This window comes from Pimelobacter sp. 30-1 (assembly GCF_018831735.1).
Classification (GTDB): Bacteria; Actinomycetota; Actinomycetes; order Propionibacteriales; family Nocardioidaceae; genus Nocardioides.
Window position 1 is genome coordinate 603,448 of the sequence record NZ_NHTS01000005.1, and the last position, 24,854, is coordinate 628,301.

The following is a 24,854-nucleotide window of genomic DNA, read 5'->3' on the forward strand; positions in this document are numbered from 1 at the left end:
CATGGCGACCTCGATCGTGGTGGAGAACGCCACCAAGCTCTTCACCCTCCGCTACCACCGGACCTTCAAGGAGGTCACCGTCGCCAAGGCCAAGGGCCGCGCGACGGGACACACCTTCAAGGCCGTCGACGACGTCTCCTTCACCGTCGAGCAGGGCGAGTCGATCGGCATCATGGGCCTCAACGGCTCCGGCAAGAGCACCCTGCTCAAGATGATCAACGGCGTGATGCGTCCCGACGAGGGCCAGATCCTCACCCGGGGCCGGATCGCCGGCCTGATCGCCACCGGCGCCGGCTTCCACAACCAGCTCTCCGGCCGCGAGAACCTCTACCTCAACGCCGCGATCCTCGGCATGAGCGAGGCCGAGGTCCGCCGCAAGTTCGACTCCATCGTCGACTTCGCCGAGCTCGGCTCCACCCTCGACGGCCCCGTCGGCCACTACTCCTCGGGCCAGAAGGCCCGGCTCGGCTTCGCGATCGCCATCCACGTCGACTCCGACATCTTCCTGGCCGACGAGGTCCTGGCCGTGGGCGACAAGCCCTTCAAGGTCAAGTGCATGAAGAAGATGAAGGAGATCCGCGACAGCGGCCGGACCCTCTTCTACGTCAGCCACTCGCCCGGCTCGGTGCTCAAGATGTGCACCCGCGTGCTCGTCCTCGAGAAGGGCAAGCTCGGCTTCGACGGCGACCCCGAAGAGGGCATCAAGTACCTGCACTACGACGAGCCCGACGACGACGAAGAGCTGCAGGCCGACGACGAGATCGGCAACGACATCTGAGCTGATCGGCGCGAGCGCGTCTTCGCCTGCTCGGTGAGGCAGCAAGCTGCCCGGGAGCGGCTCTCGACGCGCTGCCGCGCGCGCGGTTGACGTCCGCGCGGTGCGGGGTTGCCTGGCGGCCAGATCGTGGGCGTGCGGCTGGGCGGCCGGGCCGGCTCAGTTGTAGCGGAGGCGGGGGCCGAGCTTGATGCCGGTCCGCGACACGTCGACCTTGCCGGCGCGGCGCAGGTCGTCGACGTTGAAGCGGCCGTCGGCGCGCTCCTGGAGCGCCAGGGCGCCGTACTTGACCCAGGTCGCCTTGCCGCCGCCGATGCAGACGCGGGGGAGGACCACGCGGACCCGGTCGGTGCGCAGCTTGGCGCGCACGGTCGTGGTGCGGCACGAGGTGGTGGCGCCGCCGACGGTGGTGACGGCGACGAACGGGCGTGAGCCCTGGGCGTCGTACGTGACGCGGTAGCGGCCCGTGGGGGTGCGCACGTCGGTGAGCAGCGCGTAGCCGGTGGGCCGCAGGTCGCGGAAGCGGACCGAGATGACGAGCCGCTTCTTGGCGAAGCGGGCGTCGGCGGAGAGCAGGTCGCGGGCGGCGTCGCCGCGGGCCGGCGTACCGCGGTCGCCCTCGTCGGCGACCTTGCGGACGTCGCGGGCCTGGTCCCGGGCGCTCTGGCTGCCGGCGTACGCCGGGGCGGTGCCCGCCGCGGTGGCGACGGCGACCGTCGCGACGGCGAGGGCGAGGGCGGTGCGCAGGGGGCGTGACATGGGGACTCCCGAGAGTCGAGGGGCGACGACGTCCGCATCATGGCACGTCGCTCGTGGCGTTCCCCAGGACGGGTCGCCGCCGTGCCTCAGCACGGCCGGGGGAGGGCCGATGAGAAATCTGGCAACGATCGGCGTGTCGAGTGGAAATTACAGCGTTGTAGTTACTCACGAGACCTTCCCAGACTCCTGTGACGCATGTGAAAGTTGCTACTCGTGTGACTCCTTCCCCGCCACACACGTCTGGAGCTTGATCATGTCGCCGTACCCCACGGAGATCCCTGAGCGCACCCGCCGAGGGCGGTTCGTGACGCTCTGCCAGCAGCTGTTCGCGCTCGCGGTCGTCGTGGCCGTGCTGACGCCGGCGGCGCGCACCGTGACCATGGACGTCCGCCCGGCACAGCCCGCCGGCGGCACCGGCGCCGGCGCCACGGCCGGGGCGCGGACCGCCGAGGCGGAGGTCGCCCTGCAGTCGGCGAACGTGCCGACCGGCGAGGTGGACCCGGACGTCGAGGAGTACGCCCTGACGCCGCCCGCGGCGTCGGCGGTCCGCGGCCGGGTGGCGCTGCGGGCGACCACGGCGGCGCGCACCGGTGGCGGGTCCACGGTGACCAGTGGCGCCCTGCCGGTCTCGGGCTACGGCACCGTCGGCGTGACCTGGGCGCACGGCGTCGCGGTCGCCGACGACGCGATCAAGGTCAAGGTCCGCACCCGCAACGGCAGCGGCGCGTGGAGCGGCTGGACGGCGGCGGAGTACCACGACGAGCACGGTCCCGACCCGCGCAGCGCCGAGGGCCGGGGCACCCGGCCGGGCACCGATGCCGTCCTGGTCGGCGACGTCGACCAGGTCCAGGTCAAGGTGACCACCGCCAAGGCCGCCCCGGCGGACATGAAGCTCGCCGTCATCGACCCCGGTACGCCGACCGCGACCGCCCAGGAGAAGCCCGCGATCGACACCGCGCGCCTCGCCGGCGACACCCCCGGCACCCCCGGCACCCTCGGCACTCCCGAGACCCCGAGCACCCCGGGCACCGGTGGCGACGGTGACGGTGACGGCGCGATCGAGCTCCAGGCCGCGACGTACACGCCGAAGCCGCAGATCTTCTCCCGCGCCCAGTGGGGTGCCGACGAGCGGCTGCGCGACAGCAGCCCGCCGCAGTACTACGAGGTGCGGGCCGGCTTCGTGCACCACACGGTCAACGCGAACAACTACACCAAGAGCCAGGTCCCGGGGATCATCCGCGGCATCTACAGCTACCACGTGCGCTCGCGGGGCTGGGCCGACATCGGCTACAACTTCCTCGTCGACCGCTTCGGCCGGATCTGGGAGGGCCGCGCGGGCGGCGTCGACCGTCCCGTCGTCGGCGCGCACACGGCCGGCTACAACAACTACTCGTTCGCGATGTCGGCGATCGGCAACTACGACATCACCCAGCCGAGCTCGGCGATGATCAACGCCTACGGCGCCCTGTTCGCCTGGAAGCTCTCGCTGCACGGGGTGAGCGCGTCGGCGACCAGCCAGGTGCTGGGCACCAAGAAGTTCAAGGCGATCAACGGGCACCGCGACGCGGGGTCGACCGCCTGCCCGGGCCGCTACCTCTACGCCCAGCTCGGCACCATCCGCACCCTCGCGGCCAAGGCCCAGAAGGGCTGGTCCGGGCGCGACGTGATCGGCAACTACGTCGGCTCAGCCAACCCCGACCTGCTCTTCCGCAAGGCCGGCAACGGCCGGCTCATGCTGCTCGACGTCGTGCGCCGCGGCATCAGCTGGCGGACCACGGCCCGGGTCAAGACCAACATCTACGCGCCCTGGGCCTCGCAGATCATGCGGGTCGGCGACTGGGACCGCGACGGCCGCAACGACATCATCGCGATCCGCAAGACCGACGGGGTGGCGGTGCTGTTCCGCGGCAAGAGCGGGGCGATCTTCTACCCGGGCGTGGACCTGCCGGCGAAGTTCAAGAACGTGGCGCTGCTCGCCTCGGTCGGTGACGTGACCGGTGACGGCTATCCCGACCTGATGGGCCAGCCCAAGGGCGACCGGATGCGGATCTACCCCGGCCGCGGGATGACCGGCGTCTCGCCGAGCTACCCGGCGTACAGCGCGGTGACCGGCAACCAGCAGACCGGCGTGGGCCTGTGGGACGCCGACGGCGCCCCCGACAGCCTGGTCCGCAACGGCAGCTCGCTGGTGCTCTACCGCGGCAACGGCCCCGGTGGCTGGGTCTCCGCGTCGACCATCAGCACCGCGGCGGGCAGCTGGGACGTGGTGGTCGGCCTGGGCACCATGCCGGGGACCACGACCAAGCTGGTGGCCGTGCGCAACAAGACCACCAAGGGCATCTACCTGGTCGCCCAGTCCGGAGGGAAGCTCGGCAACCCGTTGCTGGTCACCACCCGGCCGAACTTCGACCTGGCGGGCTGAGGGGAGACCCGGCAGTCCCGCACACCAGGCTTGTCCTGGTCGCCTAGGCGGGGAAGCGGGCCGTGACGTGCTCGGCGACGGAAGTCGCCTCGAGCTCGTGCGGTTCGGCCCGGGCGACCAGGACGAGTGACCCGCCGAGTGCGAGCGGCTCACTCAAGGTCATCGGCTCCGTGACGGGGTCGGCGACCGACAGCAGGCGGCCGCCGCCGGACAACCGGCCGGCGGCCGCCGCCGTCCACAGCGCGGCCTGGTCGAGCTCGGCGCCGGCGCCCGGGCCGGCGTACGCCAGGTCGTCGGGGGTGGGCGGGTCCCAGGGCGTGAAGGCGTCCGGCTGGGACCAGATCTCCACGCCGACGTCGTGCACGCCGGCCGGCAGCGGCTCCGCGAAGCGCACGCCCAGGGGCAGCAGCGCGCACGCGAGCACGACGAGGTCGCCGGCCTCCGGCGCCCACCGCTCGAGCGTGTCCGGGCCGCAGACCACGGCGGCGAGCTCCCTGTCGTCCACCGGTACGACGGCCAGCCCGGCGCTCCAGGCGGCCCCCAGGAAGACGGTCCCCAGCCAGTGCGGCGGCAGGTCGACGGCGATCCGGTCGCCGCGCTCGAGCCCGAGCTCGTCGACGAGCAGCGAACCGGCCTTGGCCACCCAGTTGGCCCACGTGGTCGTGGACAGCTCGACGCGCTCGCCCGTGGCGTGGTCGTAGAAGGTCACCAGCGGCTTCCCGGGATCCTGGCGCAGGCGCTGGGCGAGGACGGCGGCGAAGGTGGTCACGAGCCCGAGGATAGGGTGCCGCCCATGGTCGCTGACGAGATCCCGGGCTTCTGGGCAGTCGTTCCCGCCGGCGGCGCCGGTACCCGCCTGTGGCCCCTGTCCCGCTCGGGCTCCCCTAAGTTCCTCCACGACCTCACCGGGTCGGGCCGCTCCCTGCTGGAGCAGACCCACGACCGGCTCGCGCCCCTGGTCGCGGACCGCCTCGTCGTCGTCACCGGCGTGGCCCACCAGGACGCCGTCCGGGCCCAGCTCGGCGACCTGCCCGCCGACGCCGTCCTCGCCGAGCCGTCGGCGCGCGACTCGATGGCCGCGATTGGTCTCGCCGCCGCCGTCCTGGAGCAGCGCGGCGCCGAGGTGATGGGCTCCTTCGCCGCCGACCACGTCATCACCGACCCCGACGGCTTCGGCCGCGCCGTCACCGAGGCCGTCGCCGCAGCCCGCGACGGCTGGCTCGTCACCATCGGCATCGAGCCCACCTTCCCGTCGTCCGCCTTCGGCTACATCCGCCAGGGCGACCCCCTCGCCGGCCACCCCACCGCCCGCCAGGTCGCCGAGTTCGTCGAGAAGCCCTCGGTCCCGGTCGCCGAGGAGTACCTCGCCACCGGCGACTACCGCTGGAACGCCGGCATGTTCGTCGTGCGCCCCACCGTCCTCCTCGACCTCCTCGCCGAGCAGGACCCCACCTTCACCGCCAACCTCCGCGCCATCGCCGCCGACCCCGCCCGCCTCCCCGACCTGTGGGACAAGCTGCCCCGCATCGCCATCGACCACGCCGTCGCCGAACCGGCCGCCGCCGCCGGCCGCGTCGTCACCATCCCGGGCGCCTTCGGCTGGGACGACGTCGGCGACTTCGACTCCCTCGCCGGCCTGCTCGGCGACGAGGAGGACTGCACCGTCCTCGGCGACGCCGCGCTCGCGCAGGTGATCGGCGCCAGCGGGATCGTCGTACCGGGGTCGGGGCGGGTGGTCGCCGTGATCGGGTTGGACGACGTGGTGGTCGTGGACACGCCTGACGCGCTGCTGGTGACCACGCGGGCCCGGGCTCAGGAGGTCAAGAAGGTCGTGGCCGCGCTGAAGGACCAGGGGCGGGCCGACCTCACCTGAGCCCGCCTGCCCGCCCGCCGAAGTCGCAGGGTTCCTGCGCCGAGGTCGCTGGGTTCCTGTGCCGAGGGTGCTGGGTTGCCCGGCTGGTGAGCGTGGTTGCGGTGGCGGCCGCGCTTCGGGCGCGACGACGGCACGGGCTCCGCCCGCGCCGCCGCTGTGCGGCCGCCACCCTTGGGCGGCATTCCGGCCCGCCCGTCGACGCAACAAGGGCCCGAGTCAACGTTTCCGTTGACCCAGGCCCTTGTTGTACGACCGGGGAGGCGCCGCCTCAGTAGGCGTACGGCTCCGGCGCGTCCGTGAACGGGTACTTGTCCATGAAGGTCTTCAGCGCCGCACCGCTGACCTCGGAGCAGTACTGCCACGCGCCGTACTGCTTCTGCGTGGTCGCGTCGATCCGCCAGTGGGTCAGCGCGATGTGCTGGCCCTTGGGGAAGCTGCCGCCGTCCTTCTTGGTCCACGGGACGGCCTTGAACTTCAGGCGCTGGTTGGTGTCGTTGGCGTCCATGATCTTGGCGATCGAGCGGATCGCGGCGATCTCGCCGGAGTTGTCGGCGACCGAGGTGTCGTACCAGAGGACGGTGTAGCCGTGCTCCAGGTTGTGCACGATCGACTCGAGCTCGGGGCGCGAGCTGGAGGTGTAGAAGCGGTCGGTGATCGGGGCGGGGGCGACGCCGGCCTCGTTCCAGTGGGGGCCGAAGGCGGGCGGGACGTCCTTGTACTCGACCTGCTGGCCGGTGGGGACGTGCTCGCCGCTGCCGTTGGCGTCCTTCTCGGTGATGTCACCGCAGACGCTGGCGGCGGCGCCGATCTCGCCGACCGACTTGCCCTTCCACTTCTGGGTGTCGATGATCTCGCGCACCTTCGGGTACGCCGCGGCGCCCACGATCAGGACCGCGACCAGGATGCACACGCCGACGATGGCCATGCCCTGACGCCGGTCGGCGCCCTTCTGCTTGCGCCGGATCTCGTCGATGACTTGGCGGCGGTCCGACTTCTCGGACTTGCTGGACTTGGCCACGTGCGGGGTACCTCGTCTTGGTGGTAGCGGCGGAATCGCGGTGAGTCTACGGAGTCAGCGGTCGAAACCGCAGTTCGGTGTCCGAGACGGCGCTGGTCGGGGTGTCGCCGGCGGCCGTCCAGCCGTGGGCGAAGGCGACGATGTCGGCGGCTGCGCGGCGCCCCGGATCAGCCTGTACGTCGGCCGGGCCCGCCGTGCGAGCGGTGATCCCGGCGCGCTGGAGAGCGTCGACGAAGTCGGGGGCGGAGACCGGGTGACCGAAAGGCGTACGGGCGTCCGGATTTCCGGCGACGGCCTGGATGACGGCCTCGCGGGCGCCGTACCCGAAGAGGTCGGCGCCGTCGGCGCGGATCAGGACGCGGGCGCCGGGGCCGTCCTCGCCGGGGGGCAGGACCAGGTCCGCGCGGCCGCGGACGACGGCGCAGGGGCGGGCGCCGAGCTTGCCCTGGGCGAGCTCGACGGCGGAGGCGATCTCGTCGGCGACGGCGGGAGCGGTGACGGCGAGCTCGTTGCCGTGGGCGTCCACGCGTCCGGCGAAGGACTCCAGGACCTGGATGCCCGCGGCGCCGATGGCGATGTCGGTCTGGCCCTCGCGCCAGGTCCGGCCGGCGGTGTCGGTGACGACGACGCCGACGTTGCGGCCGGTGCGCTCGGCGACGGCCGCGCGCAGCCGCCGGGCGGAGGCGTCGGGGTCGAGGGGCAGCAGGACGACGGTCCCGGCGTCGACATTCGAGGCGTCCACGCCGGCCGCGGCCATGGTCAGGCCGAGCCGGTTGCGCACGATCCGGGTGGGGCCGCGGCGGGCGACGAGGCGCTCGGTCTCGGCGTCGACCCAGGCGTCGCGGTCGCCGGTCTCGATCCGGCCCTCGGCCTTGCTGACGACCTTGCTGGTCACCACGAGGACGTCGCCGTCGGCGAGCGCGTCGGGGCCGAGCGCCTCGATGGCGGTCAGGAGCGCGGCGGCGAGGTCGTCGCCGGGGCGGACCTCGGGGACGCCGTCGGGTGCCACCACCTGCAGCCGCATCAGCGGACCAGCTCGATCGCCGCCGCGGCCATCGCGGCGGTGGCGTCGTGGTCGGTCATCATCAGCGGTACGGCGGCCGCGGCGATCCCCGCGGCCTCCAGGCGGGCCACCTGGGCGGCGTCGCGCTCGTCGACCAGCCAGCCGTCGAGGACGCCGCCGGCGCTGCGGGCGCCGTAGTTGAGCCCGACGCCGGCCGCGCTCACCTCGACGCCGATCGAGGTCAGCATCTGCTCGGCCATGCCGCGCACGTGGCTGTCGCCGACGATGGGGGACAGGCCGACGACTCGGGCGGTGGTGGCGCGGACCGCCTCGCGGATGCCGGGCACGGCCAGGATCGTGCCGACCGAGACCACCGGGTTCGACGGCGGGAGCACGACGAGGTCGGCTCCGGTGATCGCCTCGACCACGCCGGGAGCCGGAGTGGTCTGGTCCATCCCGACGAAGACGACCTGCTCGGCGGGCACCGCGGCGCGGAGCCGGACCCAGTACTCCTGGAAGTGCACGACGCGCTTGCCGCTGGGGGAGTCGGGGTCGCTCACGGCGACGTGGGTCTCGACCCGGTCGTCGGTCATCGGCAGCAGCGTGAGGGCGTCGCCGTAGGCCGGCTCGAGCCAGCGCCGGCACAGCGCCTGGGTCACCTGGGACAGCGGGTAGCCGGCCTCCAGCATCTGGGTGCGCACCAGGTGGGTGGCGATGTCGCGGTCGCCGAGACCGAACCAGGTGGGCTCCACGCCGTACGCCGCGAGCTCCTCCTTCGCGCTCCAGGTCTCCTCCCGGCGCCCCCAGCCGCGGTCGAGGTCGATGCCGTCGCCCAGCGTGTACATCACCGTGTCGAGGTCCGGGCACACCTTGAGGCCGTGGACCCACCAGTCGTCGGCGTTGTTGGCGACCACCGTGACGTGGGCGTCCGTGGCCACACCCGGTAGTGTTCCAGCGGCGATGCCATGGAGCAGGCCCTGCAGGAACCGGGCTCCGCCCATGCCGCCCGAGAGGACGGTCAGCTTCCGCAGAGGTCCGCCGATGGGACCAGCGGCTGTCGCGTCAGGAGTCGATTCCACGGGGGTCAACTGTGCCGTGCCCGAAAAGGGCAGCGTGCACGGGGGCGCCTATAGCAGACTCGACCTTGACTGTTTGGGTATGACACGTATGTAATTCCAGTGGTGTCGTTCGGGACACCGGGTCGAGTCGTAAGGGGCGAAATCGTGAGGGAACTGTTCCTGGTCGAAGCAGATTCCGACGAGCTGGGGTGGCAGGAGCGTGCGTTGTGCGCGCAGACCGACCCCGAGGCGTTCTTCCCTGAAAAGGGGGGATCGACGCGTGAGGCCAAGAAGGTCTGCCAGACCTGTGAGGTCCGCGTCGAGTGCCTCGAGGCCGCGCTGGGCAACGACGAGCGCTTCGGCATCTGGGGTGGCCTGTCGGAACGTGAGCGTCGCAAGCTGAAGAAGCGCGCCGTCTGAGCGCGGCGGAGGAGACCGACGGCACGTCGTCGGCCACGACTGACGGTTCGCCCCCTTCGGGCCGTCAGACGTAAGGTCGGGCATCGTGTCGGAGCATCCAGAGGTCGCCTGTCTCCTCGTGAGCCACGACGGAGCGTCCTGGCTTCCGGCGGTCCTCGACGGCCTGCTCGCGCAGATCGCCCCCGTGGCGCGAGTGGTGGCCGTCGACACCGGCAGCCGGGACGGCAGTGCGGACCTGGTCCGCACCGCGCTCGAGGGACGGGTCCCGCTCACCGTCCGCGCGCGTCCCGGTGACACCGGATTCCCGGACGCGGTCGCCGACGGACTGGTCGCGCTCGCCGAGGCCGGCCACGAGCCGGAGTGGATCTGGATCCTCCACGACGACGCGAACCCCGCGCCCGACGCGCTCGCCGAGCTCCTCGCCGCCGCCGCGGCCCGGCCGGACGCCGACTTCCTCGGCCCCAAGCTGCGCGAGTGGCCCTCGCTGCGCCGGCTGCTCGAGCTCGGCGTCACGATCAGCGGCACCGGCCGGCGCGAGACCGGCCTGGAGCGCGGCGAGTACGACCAGGGCCAGCACGACGAGGTCCGCGAGGTGCTCGCGGTCAACTCCGCCGGCGTCCTGGTCCGCCGTACCGCGCTCGAGGAGCTGGGCGGCTACTCCCCGGAGCTGCCGATCTTCGGCAACGACCTCGACCTCGGCTGGCGCGCCGCCGCGGCCGGGCGGACCACGCTCATCGTGCCCTCGGCCGTCGTCTTCCACGCCGAGGCGGCCCACCGCGGCATCCGCCGCACGCCGCTGACCGGGCGGCACACCCACTTCCAGGAGCGCCGCGCCGCGCTCTTCACGCTGCTGGCCAACGCCCGCGGCGCGACCCTGCCCTTCCAGACGATCCGGCTCGTGCTCGGCACGCTGCTGCGCGTGGTGGGGCTGCTCTGCGTCCGCGCGGTCGGCGAGGCGCTCGACGAGCTCGCCGCCCTCATCTCCGTGCTGCGCCACCCGGGCCGGGTCCGGGCCGCGCGCCGGGCGCGCACCGGTACCGGCGACCGGGCCCGGGTACGCCGGCTGCTGGCGCCCTGGTGGCTGCCCTACCGGCACGGTCTCGACTTCGTCGGCGACCTCGTCGCCGCGGCGACCAACCAGGCCGCCGACGTCGCCGACCGCCGCCGTGCCGCGGCCGCCGAGCGCGGTGCGGCCAAGGCGCCGCCGGCGGCCCGGCACCGCGACGAGGAGGACGAGTTCGCCGACACCGGCATCGTCGTCCGCTTCTTCACCAGCCCGGTCGCCGTGGCGACCGCGATCACCGTCATCGCGCTGCTCGTCGGCGTGCGCGACGTGGTCGGCGGGATCAGCGGCGGGGCACTCTCGCCCACGCCCGACGGGATCGGCGCCTGGTGGGCGCTCCACGTCGAGGCGAACCACCCGATCGGCTTCGGCTCGGCGGTGCCCGCGCCGCCGTACGTGCTGCTGCTGGCGCTGCTCGGCATCCCGTTCGGCCCCTCCCTGCTGATGTCGCTGCTCATGGCGCTGGCCGCGCCGTTCGGGCTGTGGGGCGCGTGGCGCTTCCTGCGGGTCGTCGGGCGCCTGGTCACGCCGTACGGCGCGCCGCGCTGGCTGCTCCTGTGGGGCGCGGTCACCTGGGCGCTCGTCCCGCTGGTCGCCGGCGCCTGGGGCGGGGGCCGCTGGGGGATCGTCGTCGCCGCGGCCGTGCTGCCCTGGATGGCGCACAGCGCCCTCGGCTTCGCCGACCCCGACGCCGCCCACCGGCGCCGCGCGGGTTGGCGGACCGGCCTGCTCCTCGCCGTGCTGACCGCCGTCGCCCCGCCGGCCTGGTTCGTGACCGCCGTCCTGGTCGCCGTGCTGCTCGGCTGCGCGGTCCGGCTGGTGCCCGGCGAGGCGCGCGACCGCACCGTGTGGGGACCGCCGGTCGCCGCGCTGCTGGTGCCGCTCGTCGTCCTCCTGCCGTGGTGGCTGCCGGCCCTGCTCGAGGGCGCCGCGGCCGGCACCCTGCTCGACATCGGCCGCTGGCCGACCGCCGCCACCTCCGGCTGGGACCTGGTCGCCGGGCGCCTGGGCGGCCTGGGTGCCCCCGCGTGGATCGGGTTCGCGCTGCCGGTGCTGGCCCTCCTCGCGCTGATCCCGCGCGCGACCCGGATCTCCGTCATCTTCTGCTGGCTGGTCGCCGCGATCACCGCCGTGGTCGCGATCCCGCTCGCGGTCACCCGCGTCGACCTGAGCGGGACCACCTCGCAGCAGCCCGGCCTCGGCGTGGTGCTGCTCTTCCTGGCCGGTGCCTGGGTGAGCGCCGCCGTGCTCGGCGGCCTGGCCCTGCACCACCTCGGCGACCAGGCCAAGCCCGCCCAGGCCGGCCTCGCCCTGGTCGCCCTCGCCGGGATCGTCGCCCCGCTCGCCGGGCTCGTCTGGTTCGCCGGCTGGGGGAGCGAGGACCTGACCGACCCACCTCCGTCCGACGTCCCCGTCTACATGGCCCAGCGCGCCGAGCAGGCCGAGCAGGACGGCGTCCTCGTGCTGCGCGGCAGCATCGACGACGGCGTGCGCTACGAGGTGCGCCGCGGCGACGGGCCGACCGTCGGCGAGGACGAGATCGCCGCGCTCACCCCCGAGGACCCCGCGGTGAGCGCCACCATCCGCTCGCTCGTCACCTCGCCCGATCCCGACGCCGTGGCCGAGCTGTCGAAGCGCGGCATCCTCTACATCGTCCAGGCCGCCCCCGCCGACGGCGCGGTCGCCGCCAGCCTCGACGCCACCTCCGGCCTGGTCCAGGCCAGCTCCGAGCGCGGCACCCGGGCCTGGCAGGTCACCCCGGAGCCCGGCCCGCTCCCGGACGACGGCTCCTGGCTGCGCTGGATCCTGCTGGCGGTCCAGGGCGCGGCGATCCCCGTCCTGGTCGTGCTGGCCCTGCCGCCGCTGCGAAGGAACCGCGATGACTGACCCCACCCCGACCCCGACTCCGCCTCCCGCGCCCTCCGGTCCCGGCCGGCGCGCCTCGGTGGTCCGGCGCCGCCGGGTCGACATCCTCGTCGCCCTCGCGATCGGCCTGCCCACCGTCGTCGCCCTCGGCATCGGCGCCATCGGCGGCGAGGACTCCCCGCAGCCCGGCGGCGTCCGCCCGCCCACGAGCTCGGCGCTCACCTCGGCCACGACCGTCTGCCCGGCCGGCCTCGAGCCCGGCGCGGTCCCGGTCCGGGTCGGCCGCAGCCCCGGCGTCCCCGGCGGCGACCTCGACGTCCTGACCGGCACGCCCACCGCGACGACCGTCACCGAGGCGGCACCCGTCACCGTCACCGCCGACGCGACCGCCACGGTCCCCGGCAGCACCGGCGCCACCGTCCTCACCGGCAAGGGCGAGGCCGCACCCGGCATCGTCGCCGGCCGCGGCGAGGGCCTCGCCGTTCCCGAGTGCCGCACCCCCTCGTACGACGAGTGGCTGGTCGGCCTCGGCGCCAGCGCCCGCTACGCCACCACCGTCGAGCTGGTGAACCCCGACGACGGCGAGGCCGTCGTCGACATCGCCCTCTCCGACGCCTCCGGCCCTGTCGAGGAGCCCGCCCTGCGCGGCATCCAGGTCCCCGCGCACGGGGTGAAGCGGATCGACCTCAGCGCGACCGCGCCCCGTCGTACGCTCACGGCGGCTCATGTCACCGTCATCCGCGGCCGGGTCACCACCACCGCGCGCACCACTCGCGATCCCCTCGGCCGCGGCCGGGTGAGTACCGAGTTCCAGCCCACCCAGGCCGAGCCCGACACCAGCAACCTCATCCTCGGCCTCCCCGCCAAGCCCACCGGCGCGACCCTCTTCATCGCCAACCCGGGCCAGGACGAGGTGCGCGCCACCGTCCGCCTCGTCACCACCGACGCCACCTTCACCCCCACCGACGCCGAACCGATCTCGGTCGCTCCCGGCGCCATGGCGACGGCCGACCTCAGCAAGCTGCTGGCCGGCAAGAGCGGCGAGGGCGTCGTCGGCGTCCTCATCGAGTCCCCGGACCCCGTCGCTACCTCGGTCCGCCTGCTCCAGAGCTCCGACCTGGTCCTGCTCGCCCCCGCGATCGACGTCCGCGAGCCCACCGCCGCCGTCCTCCCCGCGGGCGCCAAGACGCTGCTGCTCGGCGGCGCCCAGCGCCCGGGCGTCGTCCACGTGACGTCGTACGACGCGGCGGGGGCGCAGCTGCGCGACGACCAGGTCGAGGTCGCCCCCGACCGGGCCGCGTCGCTCGCGCTGCCGCCGGGCGCCGTACGGGTCGCGGTGGAGGCACGCAACACCCGCGTCGCCGGGGTGTTCTCGATGCCCGTCGCCGGGCGTCAGGGCGGGCTCGCGACGCTGCGGCTGCGGCCGGCCGAGACGCACGCGCGGATCCCGGTGGTCGCGCCGCAGTAGCGGGCCTCAGCCCCAGAAGTCCGCCTGCGTGTAGGTGGTCAGGTCGGAGAACGCGAGACCGCGCAGCCCCGCCTCCTCGCAGGCCTGCTTGAAGTCGTCGGTGCAGACCAGCTGGTGCCCGAGGTCGAGGCACTTGAAGGCCGCCGCCCGCGGCACCCTCGCGGGGTCGACGACGAACCTGTCGACCGACAGCAGGACCGGTGCGCCGGGGAAGTGCCGGTGCCGCGCGGGCTCACCCGTCGCGAGGTCGGTGTCGAGCTCGGCCTCCGAGGCCTCGAGGTCGATCACCGAGGCCCACTCGCTCCACGTCAGGTACGCATACTTCTTCGCGGTCGGCTTCCCGCCCGACTGCAGCACCTCGACCGGGACCGGGTGGACGCGCAGGCCGAACGCCCGGCAGACGTCGAGGAACCGCTCCGAGGCCAGCCAGTTCAGGTCCCAGTAGTCGAGGTCGAGCACCGGGTGCCGGGCGGTGTAGACGTAGCCGGACGGCACGTCCCCCGGCGGTCCGGGGCGGTGGGCGTCCCACGACCACGGCTGGTTGAGCTCGCCCTTCAGTACGACGGGGCAGCCCCGCGCCCCGGGGGTGTAGCCCACGATCCACAGCCTCATCGGCCCGGCCGCGCCTCAGTCGTCGTCCGACGGGTACCGCGGGTCGACGTCGCTCGGCTCGATCCCGAGCAGCTCGGCGACCTGCTCGACCACCACGGTCAGCACGATCGCCTCCAGGTCGGCGCGGTCGGCAGCCCGGTGCTCCAGGGGCCGCCGGAACACGACGAGCCGGGTCGGCCGGCTGCCGGAGCCGCGGACCAGCGAGGAGAGGGGCACCCGGCCTGAGTCCCAGTCGTCGGGCAGGTCGGGGGTGTCCTCGACGGCGTACTCGACCAGGCCGAGGTGGTCCGACCAGCGCTCGTCGATGGCGGAGACCACGTCGAGCATGATCCGGTCGAAGGTCTCGCGCGAGCCGCGGGGGACCGGCGGCTGGTGCCCGGTCTCGAGCGGGAGCACGGCGGGTCCGCGCATGCCGCGCCCACGTCGGTCGCGCCGGCGGCGGGGGACGAGCTGCTCCACGTCAGCGAGCCTATCCACTCCACGAGGCTCGGGGCGGTAGCGTCTGCCGCGTGAGCGCGAGTCCGGCACCCCAGAGCCTGCGTACGTGTTCGCGTACGGCCTGTGCCCGTCGCGCCGTCGCCACCCTGACCTACGTGTACGCCGACTCGACCGCGGTGCTCGGCCCGCTGGCGACCTTCGCCGAGCCGCACGCCTATGACCTTTGCGACGTCCACAGCGAGCGGCTCTCCGCGCCGCGCGGCTGGGAGGTCGTCCGGCTCTCGCTCGGCAACCAGCAGCAGGGGCCCAGCAATGACGACCTGCTGGCGCTCGCCGACGCGGTCCGCGAGGCCGCGCGTCCGGTCCGCCGCGAGCCCGTCGAGGCGCCGCGTGAGCCCGGACGTGAGGTGGCTCGCAAGGGCCACCTGCGCATGCTGACCTCGGAGTAACTGCGCCCCACCGCCGTGCACTAAGGTCGCCGCATGGCCAGTGCCACCACGTCCCCGGACAACCTGAGCAAGGTCTTCAAGGCCTACGACGTCCGTGGCATCGTCGGTGAACAGCTCGACGAGGAGCTCGCCCGCGCCGCCGGTGCGGCCTACGTCGCGGTGCTCGGCATCGACGCGCTCGTCATCGGCTACGACATGCGGCCCAGCTCGCCCGCGCTGGCGGGTGCCTTCGCCGACGGGGCGACCACGGCCGGCGCTGACGTCACGATGATCGGCCTGGCCTCGACCGACCAGCTCTACTTCGCGTCCGGGCACCTCAACCTGCCGGGCGCGATGTTCACCGCGAGCCACAACCCCGCGCAGTACAACGGCATCAAGATGTGCCGGGCCCTCGCGCAGCCGGTAGGCGCCGAGAGTGGCCTGGCCGAGATCCGGGACCGGGTCGCGGCCGGAACGCCGGTCGCCGCGAGCGGGCGCTCGGGGTCGATCGGGGAGCACGACGTCCTTCAGGCCTACGCCGCGCACCTGCTCTCGCTCGCTCCGGTCTCCGGGCGCCGGCTCAAGGTCGTGGTCGACGCCGGCAACGGCATGGCGGGGCACACCGCGCCGGCCGTCTTCGAGCGGCTGGCCGGCCAGGTCGAGATGATCCCGATGTACTTCGAGCTCGACGGCACGTTCCCCAACCACGAGGCGAACCCGATCGAACCGGCCAACCTGGTCGACCTCCAGAAGCGCGTGATCGCCGAGCGCGCCGACATCGGGCTCGCCTTCGACGGCGACGCCGACCGGTGCTTCCTCGTCGACGAGCGCGGCGAGCTGGTCTCGCCGTCCACGCTGACGGCGCTGATCGCCGCGCGCGAGCTCGCCAAGGAGCCCGGTGCCACGGTGATCCACAACCTGATCACCTCGCGCGCGGTGCCCGAGATCGTCACCGAGCTCGGCGGTACGCCGGTGCGCACGCGCGTCGGCCACTCCTACATCAAGGCGACGATGGCCGAGACCGACGCCGTCTTCGGCGGCGAGCACAGCGGTCACTTCTACTTCCGCGACTTCTGGCGCGCCGACTCCGGCATGCTCGCCGCGCTCCACGCGCTGGCCGCGCTCGCCGAGTCCGACCGGCCGCTCTCCGACCTGCTCCGGGCCTACGAGCGCTACCCGCTCAGCGGCGAGATCAACAGCACCGTCGCCGACCAGGACGCCGTCCTCGCCGCCCTCGAGGAGGCGTACGGCGCGCAGGACGGCGTCACCATCGACAAGCTCGACGGGCTGAGCATCGGCCACGCCGACTGGGCGTTCAACGTGCGCGCCTCCAACACCGAGCCGCTGCTGCGGCTGAACGCCGAAGGAAAGGACGAGCCCACCATGGCCCGAGTCCGTGACGAGGCCCTCGCGATCATCCGGAGCGGCAAGTGAGCGCCCCGGAGGTCTCCCCGGAGCTCCTCGCGATCATCGTCTGCCCGTCCTGCAAGGGCGAGCTGACGCTCACCGAGGTCCCCGAGCTCGCCTGCTCGGGCTGCGGACTGGTCTACCCGGTGCGCGACGGGATCCCGGTCCTGCTGGTCGACGAAGCCCGCAAGCCGGCCTGAGGCAGCCTGCGATGGTCTGGTTCGACGAGTCGCGGCTGGACGACGCATCGGCCCTGGCCGGAGCGGACCTGCGGCTGCGGACGCTGGCCGAGTCCGGCGCCCGGGTACGCCGTGAGGTCGACGCCGCCACCGACGCGATCGCCGAGGCGGTCGCCCGTGCCAGCGACACCCGTCCCCGCGCGGTCATCGCGGCGGGCCCCGACTCCCGCCTGCTCCGCGCGGTGCTGGAGCCCTTCTGCCCGGTGCCGTTCGTGGCCTGGCCCTCCCCGGCGCTGCCCGGCTGGGCCGGCAGCCTCGACCTGGTCGTCGTCCTGGCCCCCGAGGGTGGGGATGCCGGGACCGCGCTCGCGGTCGCCGAGGCCGCCCGTCGCGGCTGCCAGCTCGTCGTCGCCGCGCCCCCGGACTCGGTCGTCGCCGAGCACGCCACCGGCCGCTGGGCGACCATCCTCCCGACCAGCACCAGCGATCAGCTCGCCACCGCGGTCGCCATGCTCTCCTTCCTCGACCAGGTCGAGCTCGGCCCCACCGCCGACCCCGAGGCCGTCGCCGAGGCACTCGATGCCGTCGCCATCGGCTGCTCGCCGCACCGCGACATCTCCATCAACCCGGCCAAGATGCTCGCCATCTCGCTCGCCGACGCCAACCCCCTGCTGTGGGGCGGATCGGTGCTCGCGGCCCGCGCCGCACGCCGGGTCGCGGAGTCGATCCGGCGTACGTCCGGACGGGCGGCGCTCGCCGGCGACGCCGAGCACCTCCTGCCCGTGATCGAGGCGGCCCGCCCGCGCAACGTCTTCGCCGACCCGTTCGCCGACGACACCGGCGAGCGCCGGCCGGTCCTCGTGCTGCTCGACGACGGCATCGACGACCCGGTCGTGCGCGACCAGCGGCTGCGCCTCGAGGACGCCGCCCGGGCCCACGACGTCCGGATCGAGCACGTGGCGTCCGAGGCGGCCGCCGAGGTCGGCCGGTACGCCTCGCTGCTGCTCAGCGGCACCTACGCCGCGGAGTACCTGCGCCTGGGGCTCGTCGCCGACTGAGCTGCCGCGCCGCCTGCGCCGCCTGCGCGACCTGAGCCGGGTGTCAGGTTGTCGGACACTTGGACTTTCCTCAGGACCGGCGGGTACCAAGGAGTGATGCCGACTCCTCGGGATCCCTGGTGGGACAACGCCAAGATGGGCCTCATCGTGCTCGTCGTGCTCGGGCACACGTGGGCGCTGCTGCCCTCGGACGCGCTGGCAGGGCACCTGTACGACTTCGTCTACCTGTGGCACATGCCGGCGTTCGTGTTCCTCTCCGGCTACCTCTCGCGCGGGTTCTCCTACCGGCCCGACCGGCTCTGGGGCCTGGTCACCACGCTGCTCGTGCCGTACGTCCTGTTCGAGGGCGCGCTGGCCTGGTTCCGGCTGCACGTCGGCGGGGAGCGGCTGGAGTACCTGTGGACCGATCCGCACTTCCCGATGTGGTACCTCCTGGCGCTCGTCGGGTGGCGCCTCGTCCTCCCGCTGCTGCGCCCGCTCGGTGCCGGCGCGGCCGTCGTCCTGGCGCTGGGGATCTGCCTGGGCAGCGGCTTCCTCGACGGCGAGTGGACTCGCTGGATGGACCTGCCCCGGATCCTCGGCTTCCTGCCGTTCTTCGTGCTCGGGGCGATGATGACGCCGCAGCGGATGGAGTGGCTCCGCGGCCGGACCCCCGCGATCCTCGGTGTCGCCGCCTTCGCACTCATCGGGGTGCTCGCGGTCAACCTGGAGCACTGGGCCTCGACCGGGTACCTCTACTACCGCCCGTTCACCCTCATGGACGACCCGACGCCGACCGCGCTGCTCACCCGGCTCATGGTCGTGGGCGTCGGCCTGGCGGGGACGTTCGCGTGGCTGGCCGTCGTCCCGCGGGTCAGCGGCTGGTTCACCCGGATGGGTGCCGCGACGATGATCGTCTACCTCTTCCACGGCTTCGCCGTGAAGGGCCTGGACTACGCCGGCTTCAGCGACTGGGCCGACGCCCACCCCGCCCTCAGCCTGGTCGTCGGCACCGCGCTCGGCCTGGGGATCGCCCTCGGCCTCGCCTCGCCCCCGGTACGACGCGTGCTCACCCACGTCGCGGACCCCTTCGGCACCGCGCAGCGCAGGGTCCGCGAGGCGGTCGTGCTGACCGCGGTCGTCCACGACCAGGAGCACGGGGGAGCGCCCACGCCCGAGCAGGCGGACGAGGTGGTGCACGCCTGCCGGTAGCCTTCCGGCATGCGCCTCAGCACCCACGGTCCGTCGTGAGCGCCGGACTCTTCGGCCTGCTCGACGACGTCGCGGCCATCGCCAAGCTCGCCGCCGCCTCGATCGACGACGTCGGAGCGGCCGCCGGCCGGGCCACGACCAAGGCCGCCGGCGTGGTGATCGACGACACCGCCGTCACCCCGCAGTACGTCCACGGCCTCGCCGCGGAGCGCGAGCTCCCGATCGTCAAGCAGATCGCGGTCGGCTCGATCCGCAACAAGCTGCTGATCATCTTGCCGGTGGCGCTGCTGCTCAGCGAGTTCCTGCCGGGCCTGCTGCCGATCATCCTCATGGCCGGCGGAACCTTCCTCGCCTACGAGGGCGCGCACAAGGTCTGGCACCTGTTCTCGAAGCACGACGACCACGCGACGCCGGTCACCGAGGTCAGCCCCGAGGCGGAGAAGAAGATGATCGCCGGTGCCGTCCGGACCGACCTCATCCTGTCCGCCGAGATCATGGTGATCGCCCTCGACACGGTCAAGGACGAGAGCTTCTGGGCCCGTCTCGCCATCCTCGTCGTCGTCGCGATCGTCATCACCGTCGCCGTCTACGGCGTGGTCGCGCTCATCGTGAAGATGGACGACACCGGTCTCCTCCTCGCCCAGCGCCCCTCCGCCCTCGCCCAGCGGGTCGGCCGCGGCCTGGTTGCCGCCATGCCGCGCGTGCTCTCCGCGCTCTCCATCATCGGCACCGTCGCCATGCTCTGGGTCGGCGGCCACATCCTCCTGGTCAACATCCACGAGGTCGGCTGGTGGAACGCCCCCTACGAGTGGGTCCACGACATCGAGCACGACATCAAGCACGCCGTGCACGGCTTCGCCGGCGCGACCCTCGCCTGGCTCGCCAACACCGGCATCTCGGCCGTCATCGGCCTCGTCGTCGGCAGCGTGGTCGTCATGATCGTGCGCGTGCTGCCCTTCTCGGGCGACAAGGACCCGATCGAGCGTTACGACGCCGACGAGCCCGCCGCGGCCACCGAGGCCCCGGCTCAGCCGCCGACGCAGTCGCCCGAGCCGGAGTAGCACGGGACGTAGTCCGGGTTCGGCGCCGGCGGCTCCTCGCGCCGCAGGTCCGCCCAGTCGATCGTCGGCATCGCGAACACCAGCGCCACCGCCAGCCCCACCAGCCCGACGACGGCGTGCCCGGCGACGGCGACGTGGGCGCGGCGTCGTACGGAGAGGGTGAGGGTGGTCGTCACGGCGACCACCAGCACGAGCACCATCAGCCGGTAGGTGCGGATCTCCTCGGCCCCCGGCACCGAGCACTCACCCCAAGCGCACAGGTGCGCGCCGATGAACTGCAGCGGCATCAGCACCACCACGATCACCGCGGCGAGGGACGCCAGCAGCTCGAGCGCGGACAGGGTCGGGGGTACGGGACGCCGGGGCACCCCAGCAGCCTCGCCGTTCCGGGACCCCGGCGCCTGAGCGCGCGGGCTCAGGCAGGCAGCTGGACGATCGCGTCGACCGCGGTCGCGAGCTCGCGGCCCTTCGTCTCGAAGTGCCGGCGGAAGTAGCCCGTGTGCTCGTCGTGCTCGTGGAAGTGGTGCGGCGTCAGCACCGCCGAGAACACCGGCACATCCGTCTCGAGCTGCACCCGCATCAGCGCGTCGACCACCGACGACGCGACGAAGTCGTGGCGGTAGATCCCGCCGTCGACCACCAGCGCCGCCGCCGCAACCGCGGCGTAGTCACCCGAGAGGGCGCGGCGTCGTACCTGGAGGGGGATCTCGAACGCCCCCGGCACCTGCACGACGTCGACCTGGTAGCCGCGCTGCTCGAGCTCGGCGGTGAACGTGGTGACGGCGACGTCGACGATGTCGGCGTGCCAGCGAGCCGCCACGATCGCGACGCGGGGACCGGTGGCTGGGGCAGACATGCGGGGCTCGCTCTCGGGCTGGGTGGGTTCGGGCTCGGGTGCTCGGGTGTGGCTCGGTTGGTGCGGGACGACGTTACTGGTTGGGCGGGGGTGGTGCGGGGACGGGGCCGGTGCGCGGACCCTGGCGGGGGCTCGGCGTTGCCTGGCAGAGGAGGAGGTGGTGCTCGCCGTCGGTCCAGGTACGGGTGCGGTGGTGGTCGAGGTGGAGGCCGTGCGGGGCGAGGGCTGCGGCGAGCTGGTCCGGGGTGGCGTAGGCGTCGTGGCGGCGGCGCATGCTGGTCGCCGCCGCGGCTGCGGCTGCGGCCGCCGCCGGGGGTGGGGTCGTGGGCGGGGCCGGGGCTGGGGTGAACGTCGCGGTGAGGACGTGCCCGTCGGGCCGGAGCACCCGCTGCCATTCTGCGATGGCGGCGTCGGCGGCCGCCGCGGACGGCAGCAGGTGCAGGGCCGTGACGCAGGTGATGACGTCGACCGAGGAGTCCGCCAGGGGCAGCGCGGTGGCGTCGGCGCGGAGGAAGGTGGCGGCGCCGGTGGACTCCGCGGCGGCGATGCGGAGCATGGCCGGGGACAGGTCGACGCCGATGCCGACGATGCGAGGGCGCGAGGGTGCGTGCTGGGGTGGAGCGGAGGCGACGGTGAGGGCGCGGAGGACGAGCCCGGTCCCGGTACCGACGTCGAGCACGACGCGGGGTCGCAGCGGTGGACCCACGGCGGCGGCGAGGAGCTCGGTGACCAGGCCCGCGACGGTGTCGGCCAGGGCGCGGTGGAGCGGCCCGTCGTCGTACGTGGTGGCGCGGGCGTCGTAGTGGCGGGTGACGGCGTCGCGCTGGGTCTGGAGCGGGTCCCGGTCCCGGTCCGGAGGCAGGGGCATGCGTCCATGATCGGTCACCGGTGCTGCTCGTTGCGCGTGGAAAACCGGTGGGCCGAGCGCGGTCGCGTCTCTAGGGTGGGGGCCATGTCGAGTCCCGAGGCATCCAGAGAGGGGGCGTGCGCTCGCCGGCGTACGTCCCTGAACGACTGAGCACCTGACCCTGACCTACCCGCGCCCTGACGTCGGCCGCAGCCGACGCGGACGCCGACGCGGGTAGGCATCGGCACGCTCGGTGGTGGGCGCGCGGCGGTGAGCGAGACCTGTCTCGTCCCTCGTTCCGTCCTCGTATCCGCATGCACACGTGCACGCCCATGCGGATGCCCACCTGGAGTCTCGATGCCTCTTCCGCTGTACCTCCTTGCCCTGGCGGTGTTCGCCATGGGTACGTCCGAGTTCGTCCTCGCCGGTCTGCTGCCGGACCTCGCCGCCGACCTCGACCAGCCGCTGGCCGCGGTCGGCCTGGCGACGCCGGCCTTCGCGATCGGCATGGTCGTCGGCGCACCGCTGACCGCCGCGCTGGCCCGGCGCTGGCCGCCACGGAGCAGCCTGCTCGGGTTCGTGCTGGTGTTCGCCGCCGCGCACGTGGCGGGCGCGCTCGTCGCCGACCTGCGTCTCCTGCTGGCCACCCGGGTGGTGGCGGCGCTGGCGAACGCCGGCTTCCTCGCGGTCGCGCTGACCACGGCGACCACGCTCGTACCGCCGCAACGACGGGGGCGGGCGCTGGCCGTCCTCCTCTCCGGTACGACGCTCGCCACGGTGATCGGTGTCCCCGCCGGCGCTCTGGTGGGCACGCTGCTCGGCTGGCGCGCGACCTTCTGGGCGATCGCGCTGCTCTGCCTGCCGGCGGCGCTGGGCGTCGCGTGGGGTCTGCCGCGCCCGGCCGCTCCGCGGCGCCCAGCCGCGACGCCGCATGCCGGCGCGGGCGCGGGTGCGAGCGCGCCGGGGGCCGGCCAGGCGGTGCGGCTGAGGGCAGAGCTGGCAGCGCTCCGGAGCCCGGTGCTGGTCCGGACGCTGGTGCTGGCGGCGCTGGCCAATGCGGCGACGTTCGCGGGGTTCACGTTCTTGGCGCCCGTGGTGGTGGGGCCGGCGGGGCTCGGCGAGCTGTGGGTACCGGTCGCGCTGGCACTGTTCGGGGTCGGGGCCTTCGCAGGCGTCACGATCGCCGGCCGGGCGGTCGACCGCGCTGCGGTCGGGCCACCGACGGTGCGCGTCTCGGTCGCCGTCTGGGTCGCCCTCGCGGTCCCGGCCGGATGGGCTGCGCTGGCGGTGGTGGCGGAGCAGGCGACGACAGGTGCGTGGCGGGTACTGCTGCTGGTGCTCGTGGTGGTGCTGGGTGCGCTGTCGTTCGGGGTCGGGACCTCCTTGGTGGCGGGAGCGCTGGGGGCGGCGGCCGCGGGGCCGCGTCCGGCTCCGACGATGGGCGGGTCCTACGCCACGGCCGCGCTCAACGTCGGGGCGGTCGTGGGGCCGCTCGCGGCGTCCGGGGCGCTGAGCGCGGTCGGCGGGGATGCGACCACGGCGGCGCTCGTACCGCTGTGGACCAGCGCCGGCCTGGGGCTCGCCGTCGTGGTCGCCCTGGTGGCGGGCCGGTCGCGTCATGCCGCGGGCACCCCGGAGCCGGGCTCCGCGCCCGGCCCCGGTCCCGGCCCGGGCCCCGGGCACGACGCCAGCGCCAGGGCACGCGGTGCGGACTGATCGAGGTCCAGCGCGTGGGTACCGCGGTGGTCCACCAGGAAGAGCAGCTGTCGCGGCGACTGCCAGAGGTAGCTGCCGGGCGCGAGCGTGAGGTAGCGCCAGGAGCTGAAGGTCTTGGCGCGGTGGTGCCGGCGGCACAGCGGTACGAGGTTGCAGGGGCAGGTGGGGCCGCCGTCGGCGTGGGCGAGCGCGTGGTCGAGGTCGCAGCGGCCCGCCGGGGTGGTGCAGTGCGGGAAGCGGCAGGTCGGGTCGCGCAGGGCGACCCGGGTGCGGAGCCGGTCGGGCACCTCGTAGGAGTTGACCGGGACGTGGTCGGCCAGGTCGATGACGGGCCGCACCACGACCGAGGTCCCGGGGACCTGGAGCCACTCGCGGACCTGGGCCGGGCTGACCGGGCAGGAGCCGTCGTCCCAGCGGGCCACCGGGTTGGCGGCGTCGTCGGTCAGGTGGAGGTTGAGCACGACCTTGCGGCCGGGAGCGCCGTCGAGGTCGAGGGTGAGGTCCTGGCGGGCGAGCTCGCCGACGGCGATGGAGCGGCGGACCTCGAGCGGCTGGTCGTTGCCGAGGCGGCCGAGGAGGACGGCGCGGCGGCGTACGGCCTGGTCGAGGTCGTGGCCGTCGGCGGCGTCGAGGGTGCCGTTGACCTGGACGAGGCCGTCGGCATCGGCCTCCTCGACGTCGAGACGTCGGCGGGAGGCGGCGGCGATCCGGCGGGCCTCGGCGGCGGCGGGGTCGAAGCGGCGTACGGCCTCGTCGACGAGCCGGCCGAGCTGGGCCCAGCCGACCGCGGTGACGTCGTAGAGCTGGCGGTCGATGTAGGCCGCGGCGTCGGCGCAGAGAGGGCGGGTGAGGTCGGCGATCCGCTCGGCGCGCCAGGGCGCCAGCCGTCCGGCGGCCACCGCGGCGTAGACCTGGGGCAGCCGCCAGGCGCACTCGATGACGCGCCCGACGAAGGCGCGGCCGCCGTGGGCGGAGCGGCCGAGCGCGGAGACCAGCTCCATCAGGTGGTAGTCGCTGACCAGCGGGGCACCGTCGCCGGCGATGGGGACGCCGGTGTCGATGACGCCGTCGGTGAGGGTGGCGGCGCCCTCGGGGGAGGCGAGGACGTGGCGCTCGGCCCAGGCGACGATCGCGTCCCACTCGGCGACGACGAGCGTCTCGCGGCTGCGGACGCCGCTGCGGATGGTGTGGAGGAGGTCGGCGGGGGTGTGCTCGGGGAAGAGGGCGGTGAGGGTGGCTGAGGTGGTCATGGGGACCAGTTGAGGGGGAGGGGGCGAGGGAGGGGGTGGGAGGTGGGGCGGGCTGTGGAGAGAGGGGGTGGGGAGGGGCGGGGGGG

General features: G+C 73.9%; 24 protein-coding genes. 13 read left to right on the forward strand and 11 right to left on the reverse strand.

What is annotated here, in order from left to right:
• The first annotated feature begins 1 nt into the window (after position 1).
• Positions 2–778 (forward strand): ABC transporter ATP-binding protein, encoded by a 777-nt coding sequence (locus CCO04_RS14390; RefSeq protein WP_215814810.1) that lies wholly within the window; start codon positions 2–4, stop codon positions 776–778.
• Between the two features lie 156 nt (positions 779–934).
• On the opposite strand, the gene CCO04_RS14395 is transcribed toward CCO04_RS14390, so the two are convergent.
• Positions 935–1,534: a hypothetical protein gene (locus CCO04_RS14395; protein WP_215814811.1), complete on the reverse strand. Its 600-nt coding sequence runs from the start codon at positions 1,532–1,534 to the stop codon at positions 935–937.
• Between the two features lie 304 nt (positions 1,535–1,838).
• On the opposite strand from CCO04_RS14395, the gene CCO04_RS14400 reads away from it, so the two are divergent.
• Complete coding sequence (locus CCO04_RS14400; RefSeq protein ID WP_215814812.1) at positions 1,839–3,956, forward strand: N-acetylmuramoyl-L-alanine amidase; 2,118 nt, start codon at positions 1,839–1,841, stop codon at positions 3,954–3,956.
• A gap of 43 nt (positions 3,957–3,999) precedes the next feature.
• On the opposite strand, the gene CCO04_RS14405 is transcribed toward CCO04_RS14400, so the two are convergent.
• Entirely contained in the window at positions 4,000–4,725 is a 726-nt protein-coding gene (locus tag CCO04_RS14405; protein ID WP_215814813.1) for a TIGR03089 family protein, read from the reverse strand.
• Positions 4,726–4,749: 24 nt separating this feature from the next.
• Here CCO04_RS14405 and CCO04_RS14410 point away from each other — a divergent pair, with 24 nt between their 5' ends.
• A complete protein-coding gene (locus CCO04_RS14410) occupies positions 4,750–5,829 on the forward strand; it encodes a mannose-1-phosphate guanylyltransferase (RefSeq protein ID WP_215814814.1) in 1,080 nt (359 codons plus the stop codon).
• Between the two features lie 268 nt (positions 5,830–6,097).
• Here the strand turns inward: CCO04_RS14410 and CCO04_RS14415 are convergent, their stop codons facing one another.
• Genes CCO04_RS14415 through cofD form a run of 3 tightly spaced genes read right to left on the reverse strand, consistent with a single transcriptional unit; the run spans position 6,098 to position 8,881 of the window.
• Positions 6,098–6,847 carry a DUF3105 domain-containing protein gene (locus CCO04_RS14415; protein ID WP_257752004.1) on the reverse strand — a complete coding sequence of 250 codons (750 nt, stop codon included), beginning with the start codon at positions 6,845–6,847 and terminating at the stop codon, positions 6,098–6,100.
• A 46-nt stretch (positions 6,848–6,893) separates the two neighbouring features.
• Complete coding sequence (cofE, locus tag CCO04_RS14420) at positions 6,894–7,871, reverse strand: coenzyme F420-0:L-glutamate ligase (RefSeq protein WP_215814815.1); 978 nt, start codon at positions 7,869–7,871, stop codon at positions 6,894–6,896.
• Positions 7,871–8,881 carry a 2-phospho-L-lactate transferase gene (gene cofD, locus CCO04_RS14425; RefSeq protein WP_215814941.1) on the reverse strand — a complete coding sequence of 337 codons (1,011 nt, stop codon included), beginning with the start codon at positions 8,879–8,881 and terminating at the stop codon, positions 7,871–7,873. The genes cofE and cofD overlap by 1 nt, the downstream gene beginning before the upstream one ends.
• Before the next feature lie 192 nt (positions 8,882–9,073).
• Between cofD and CCO04_RS14430 the strand changes: the two genes are divergently transcribed.
• The 3 genes from CCO04_RS14430 to CCO04_RS14440 all read left to right on the forward strand — a co-directional run bounded on the left by CCO04_RS14430 (position 9,074) and on the right by CCO04_RS14440 (position 13,725).
• Entirely contained in the window at positions 9,074–9,328 is a 255-nt protein-coding gene (locus CCO04_RS14430) for a WhiB family transcriptional regulator (RefSeq protein WP_038680682.1), read from the forward strand.
• A gap of 118 nt (positions 9,329–9,446) precedes the next feature.
• A complete protein-coding gene (locus CCO04_RS14435) occupies positions 9,447–12,278 on the forward strand; it encodes a glycosyltransferase family 2 protein (protein WP_215814816.1) in 2,832 nt (943 codons plus the stop codon).
• On the forward strand, positions 12,271–13,725 hold the full coding sequence (locus CCO04_RS14440; protein WP_215814817.1) for a DUF5719 family protein: 1,455 nt from the start codon (positions 12,271–12,273) through the stop codon (positions 13,723–13,725). Before CCO04_RS14435 ends, CCO04_RS14440 begins: the two co-directional genes overlap by 8 nt.
• A 6-nt stretch (positions 13,726–13,731) precedes the next feature.
• On the opposite strand, the gene CCO04_RS14445 is transcribed toward CCO04_RS14440, so the two are convergent.
• Complete coding sequence (locus tag CCO04_RS14445) at positions 13,732–14,337, reverse strand: imm11 family protein (RefSeq protein WP_215814818.1); 606 nt, start codon at positions 14,335–14,337, stop codon at positions 13,732–13,734.
• Positions 14,338–14,352: 15 nt separating this feature from the next.
• Positions 14,353–14,796 carry a metallopeptidase family protein gene (locus tag CCO04_RS14450; RefSeq protein WP_308281220.1) on the reverse strand — a complete coding sequence of 148 codons (444 nt, stop codon included), beginning with the start codon at positions 14,794–14,796 and terminating at the stop codon, positions 14,353–14,355.
• Between the two features lie 50 nt (positions 14,797–14,846).
• Here CCO04_RS14450 and CCO04_RS14455 point away from each other — a divergent pair, with 50 nt between their 5' ends.
• The 6 genes from CCO04_RS14455 (at position 14,847) to CCO04_RS14480 (ending at position 20,099) form a co-directional block, all read left to right on the forward strand.
• Complete coding sequence (locus CCO04_RS14455) at positions 14,847–15,224, forward strand: DUF3499 domain-containing protein (protein WP_215814819.1); 378 nt, start codon at positions 14,847–14,849, stop codon at positions 15,222–15,224.
• 33 nt (positions 15,225–15,257) lie between these two features.
• The gene (locus CCO04_RS14460; protein ID WP_215814820.1) at positions 15,258–16,637 is read left to right on the forward strand and encodes a phosphomannomutase/phosphoglucomutase; all 1,380 of its coding nucleotides are present in this window, start codon (positions 15,258–15,260) and stop codon (positions 16,635–16,637) included.
• Positions 16,634–16,810: a Trm112 family protein gene (locus tag CCO04_RS14465; protein WP_215814821.1), complete on the forward strand. Its 177-nt coding sequence runs from the start codon at positions 16,634–16,636 to the stop codon at positions 16,808–16,810. Before CCO04_RS14460 ends, CCO04_RS14465 begins: the two co-directional genes overlap by 4 nt.
• 11 nt (positions 16,811–16,821) lie before the next feature.
• Positions 16,822–17,847, forward strand: coding sequence for an SIS domain-containing protein (locus CCO04_RS14470; RefSeq protein ID WP_215814822.1), 1,026 nt, complete (start codon positions 16,822–16,824; stop codon positions 17,845–17,847).
• Between the two features lie 96 nt (positions 17,848–17,943).
• Entirely contained in the window at positions 17,944–19,038 is a 1,095-nt protein-coding gene (locus CCO04_RS14475; protein ID WP_215814823.1) for an acyltransferase family protein, read from the forward strand.
• 35 nt (positions 19,039–19,073) lie between these two features.
• Positions 19,074–20,099, forward strand: coding sequence for a DUF808 domain-containing protein (locus tag CCO04_RS14480; RefSeq protein WP_215814824.1), 1,026 nt, complete (start codon positions 19,074–19,076; stop codon positions 20,097–20,099).
• Here CCO04_RS14480 and CCO04_RS14485 read toward each other — a convergent pair.
• From CCO04_RS14485 to CCO04_RS14495, 3 genes are all read right to left on the reverse strand, one after another.
• Complete coding sequence (locus CCO04_RS14485; protein WP_215814825.1) at positions 20,066–20,467, reverse strand: DUF6234 family protein; 402 nt, start codon at positions 20,465–20,467, stop codon at positions 20,066–20,068. The two genes, CCO04_RS14480 and CCO04_RS14485, sit on opposite strands and share 34 nt — an antisense overlap.
• Before the next feature lie 47 nt (positions 20,468–20,514).
• Positions 20,515–20,955: a 6,7-dimethyl-8-ribityllumazine synthase gene (locus CCO04_RS14490; protein WP_215814826.1), complete on the reverse strand. Its 441-nt coding sequence runs from the start codon at positions 20,953–20,955 to the stop codon at positions 20,515–20,517.
• Between the two features lie 73 nt (positions 20,956–21,028).
• Entirely contained in the window at positions 21,029–21,823 is a 795-nt protein-coding gene (locus CCO04_RS14495) for a class I SAM-dependent methyltransferase (protein WP_215814827.1), read from the reverse strand.
• A gap of 336 nt (positions 21,824–22,159) precedes the next feature.
• Between CCO04_RS14495 and CCO04_RS14500 the strand changes: the two genes are divergently transcribed.
• Positions 22,160–23,518: an MFS transporter gene (locus tag CCO04_RS14500; RefSeq protein WP_215814828.1), complete on the forward strand. Its 1,359-nt coding sequence runs from the start codon at positions 22,160–22,162 to the stop codon at positions 23,516–23,518.
• On the opposite strand, the gene CCO04_RS14505 is transcribed toward CCO04_RS14500, so the two are convergent.
• Positions 23,419–24,768: an HNH endonuclease signature motif containing protein gene (locus CCO04_RS14505; RefSeq protein ID WP_215814829.1), complete on the reverse strand. Its 1,350-nt coding sequence runs from the start codon at positions 24,766–24,768 to the stop codon at positions 23,419–23,421. The genes CCO04_RS14500 and CCO04_RS14505 overlap by 100 nt on opposite strands.
• Between the last annotated feature and the right edge of the window lie 86 nt (positions 24,769–24,854).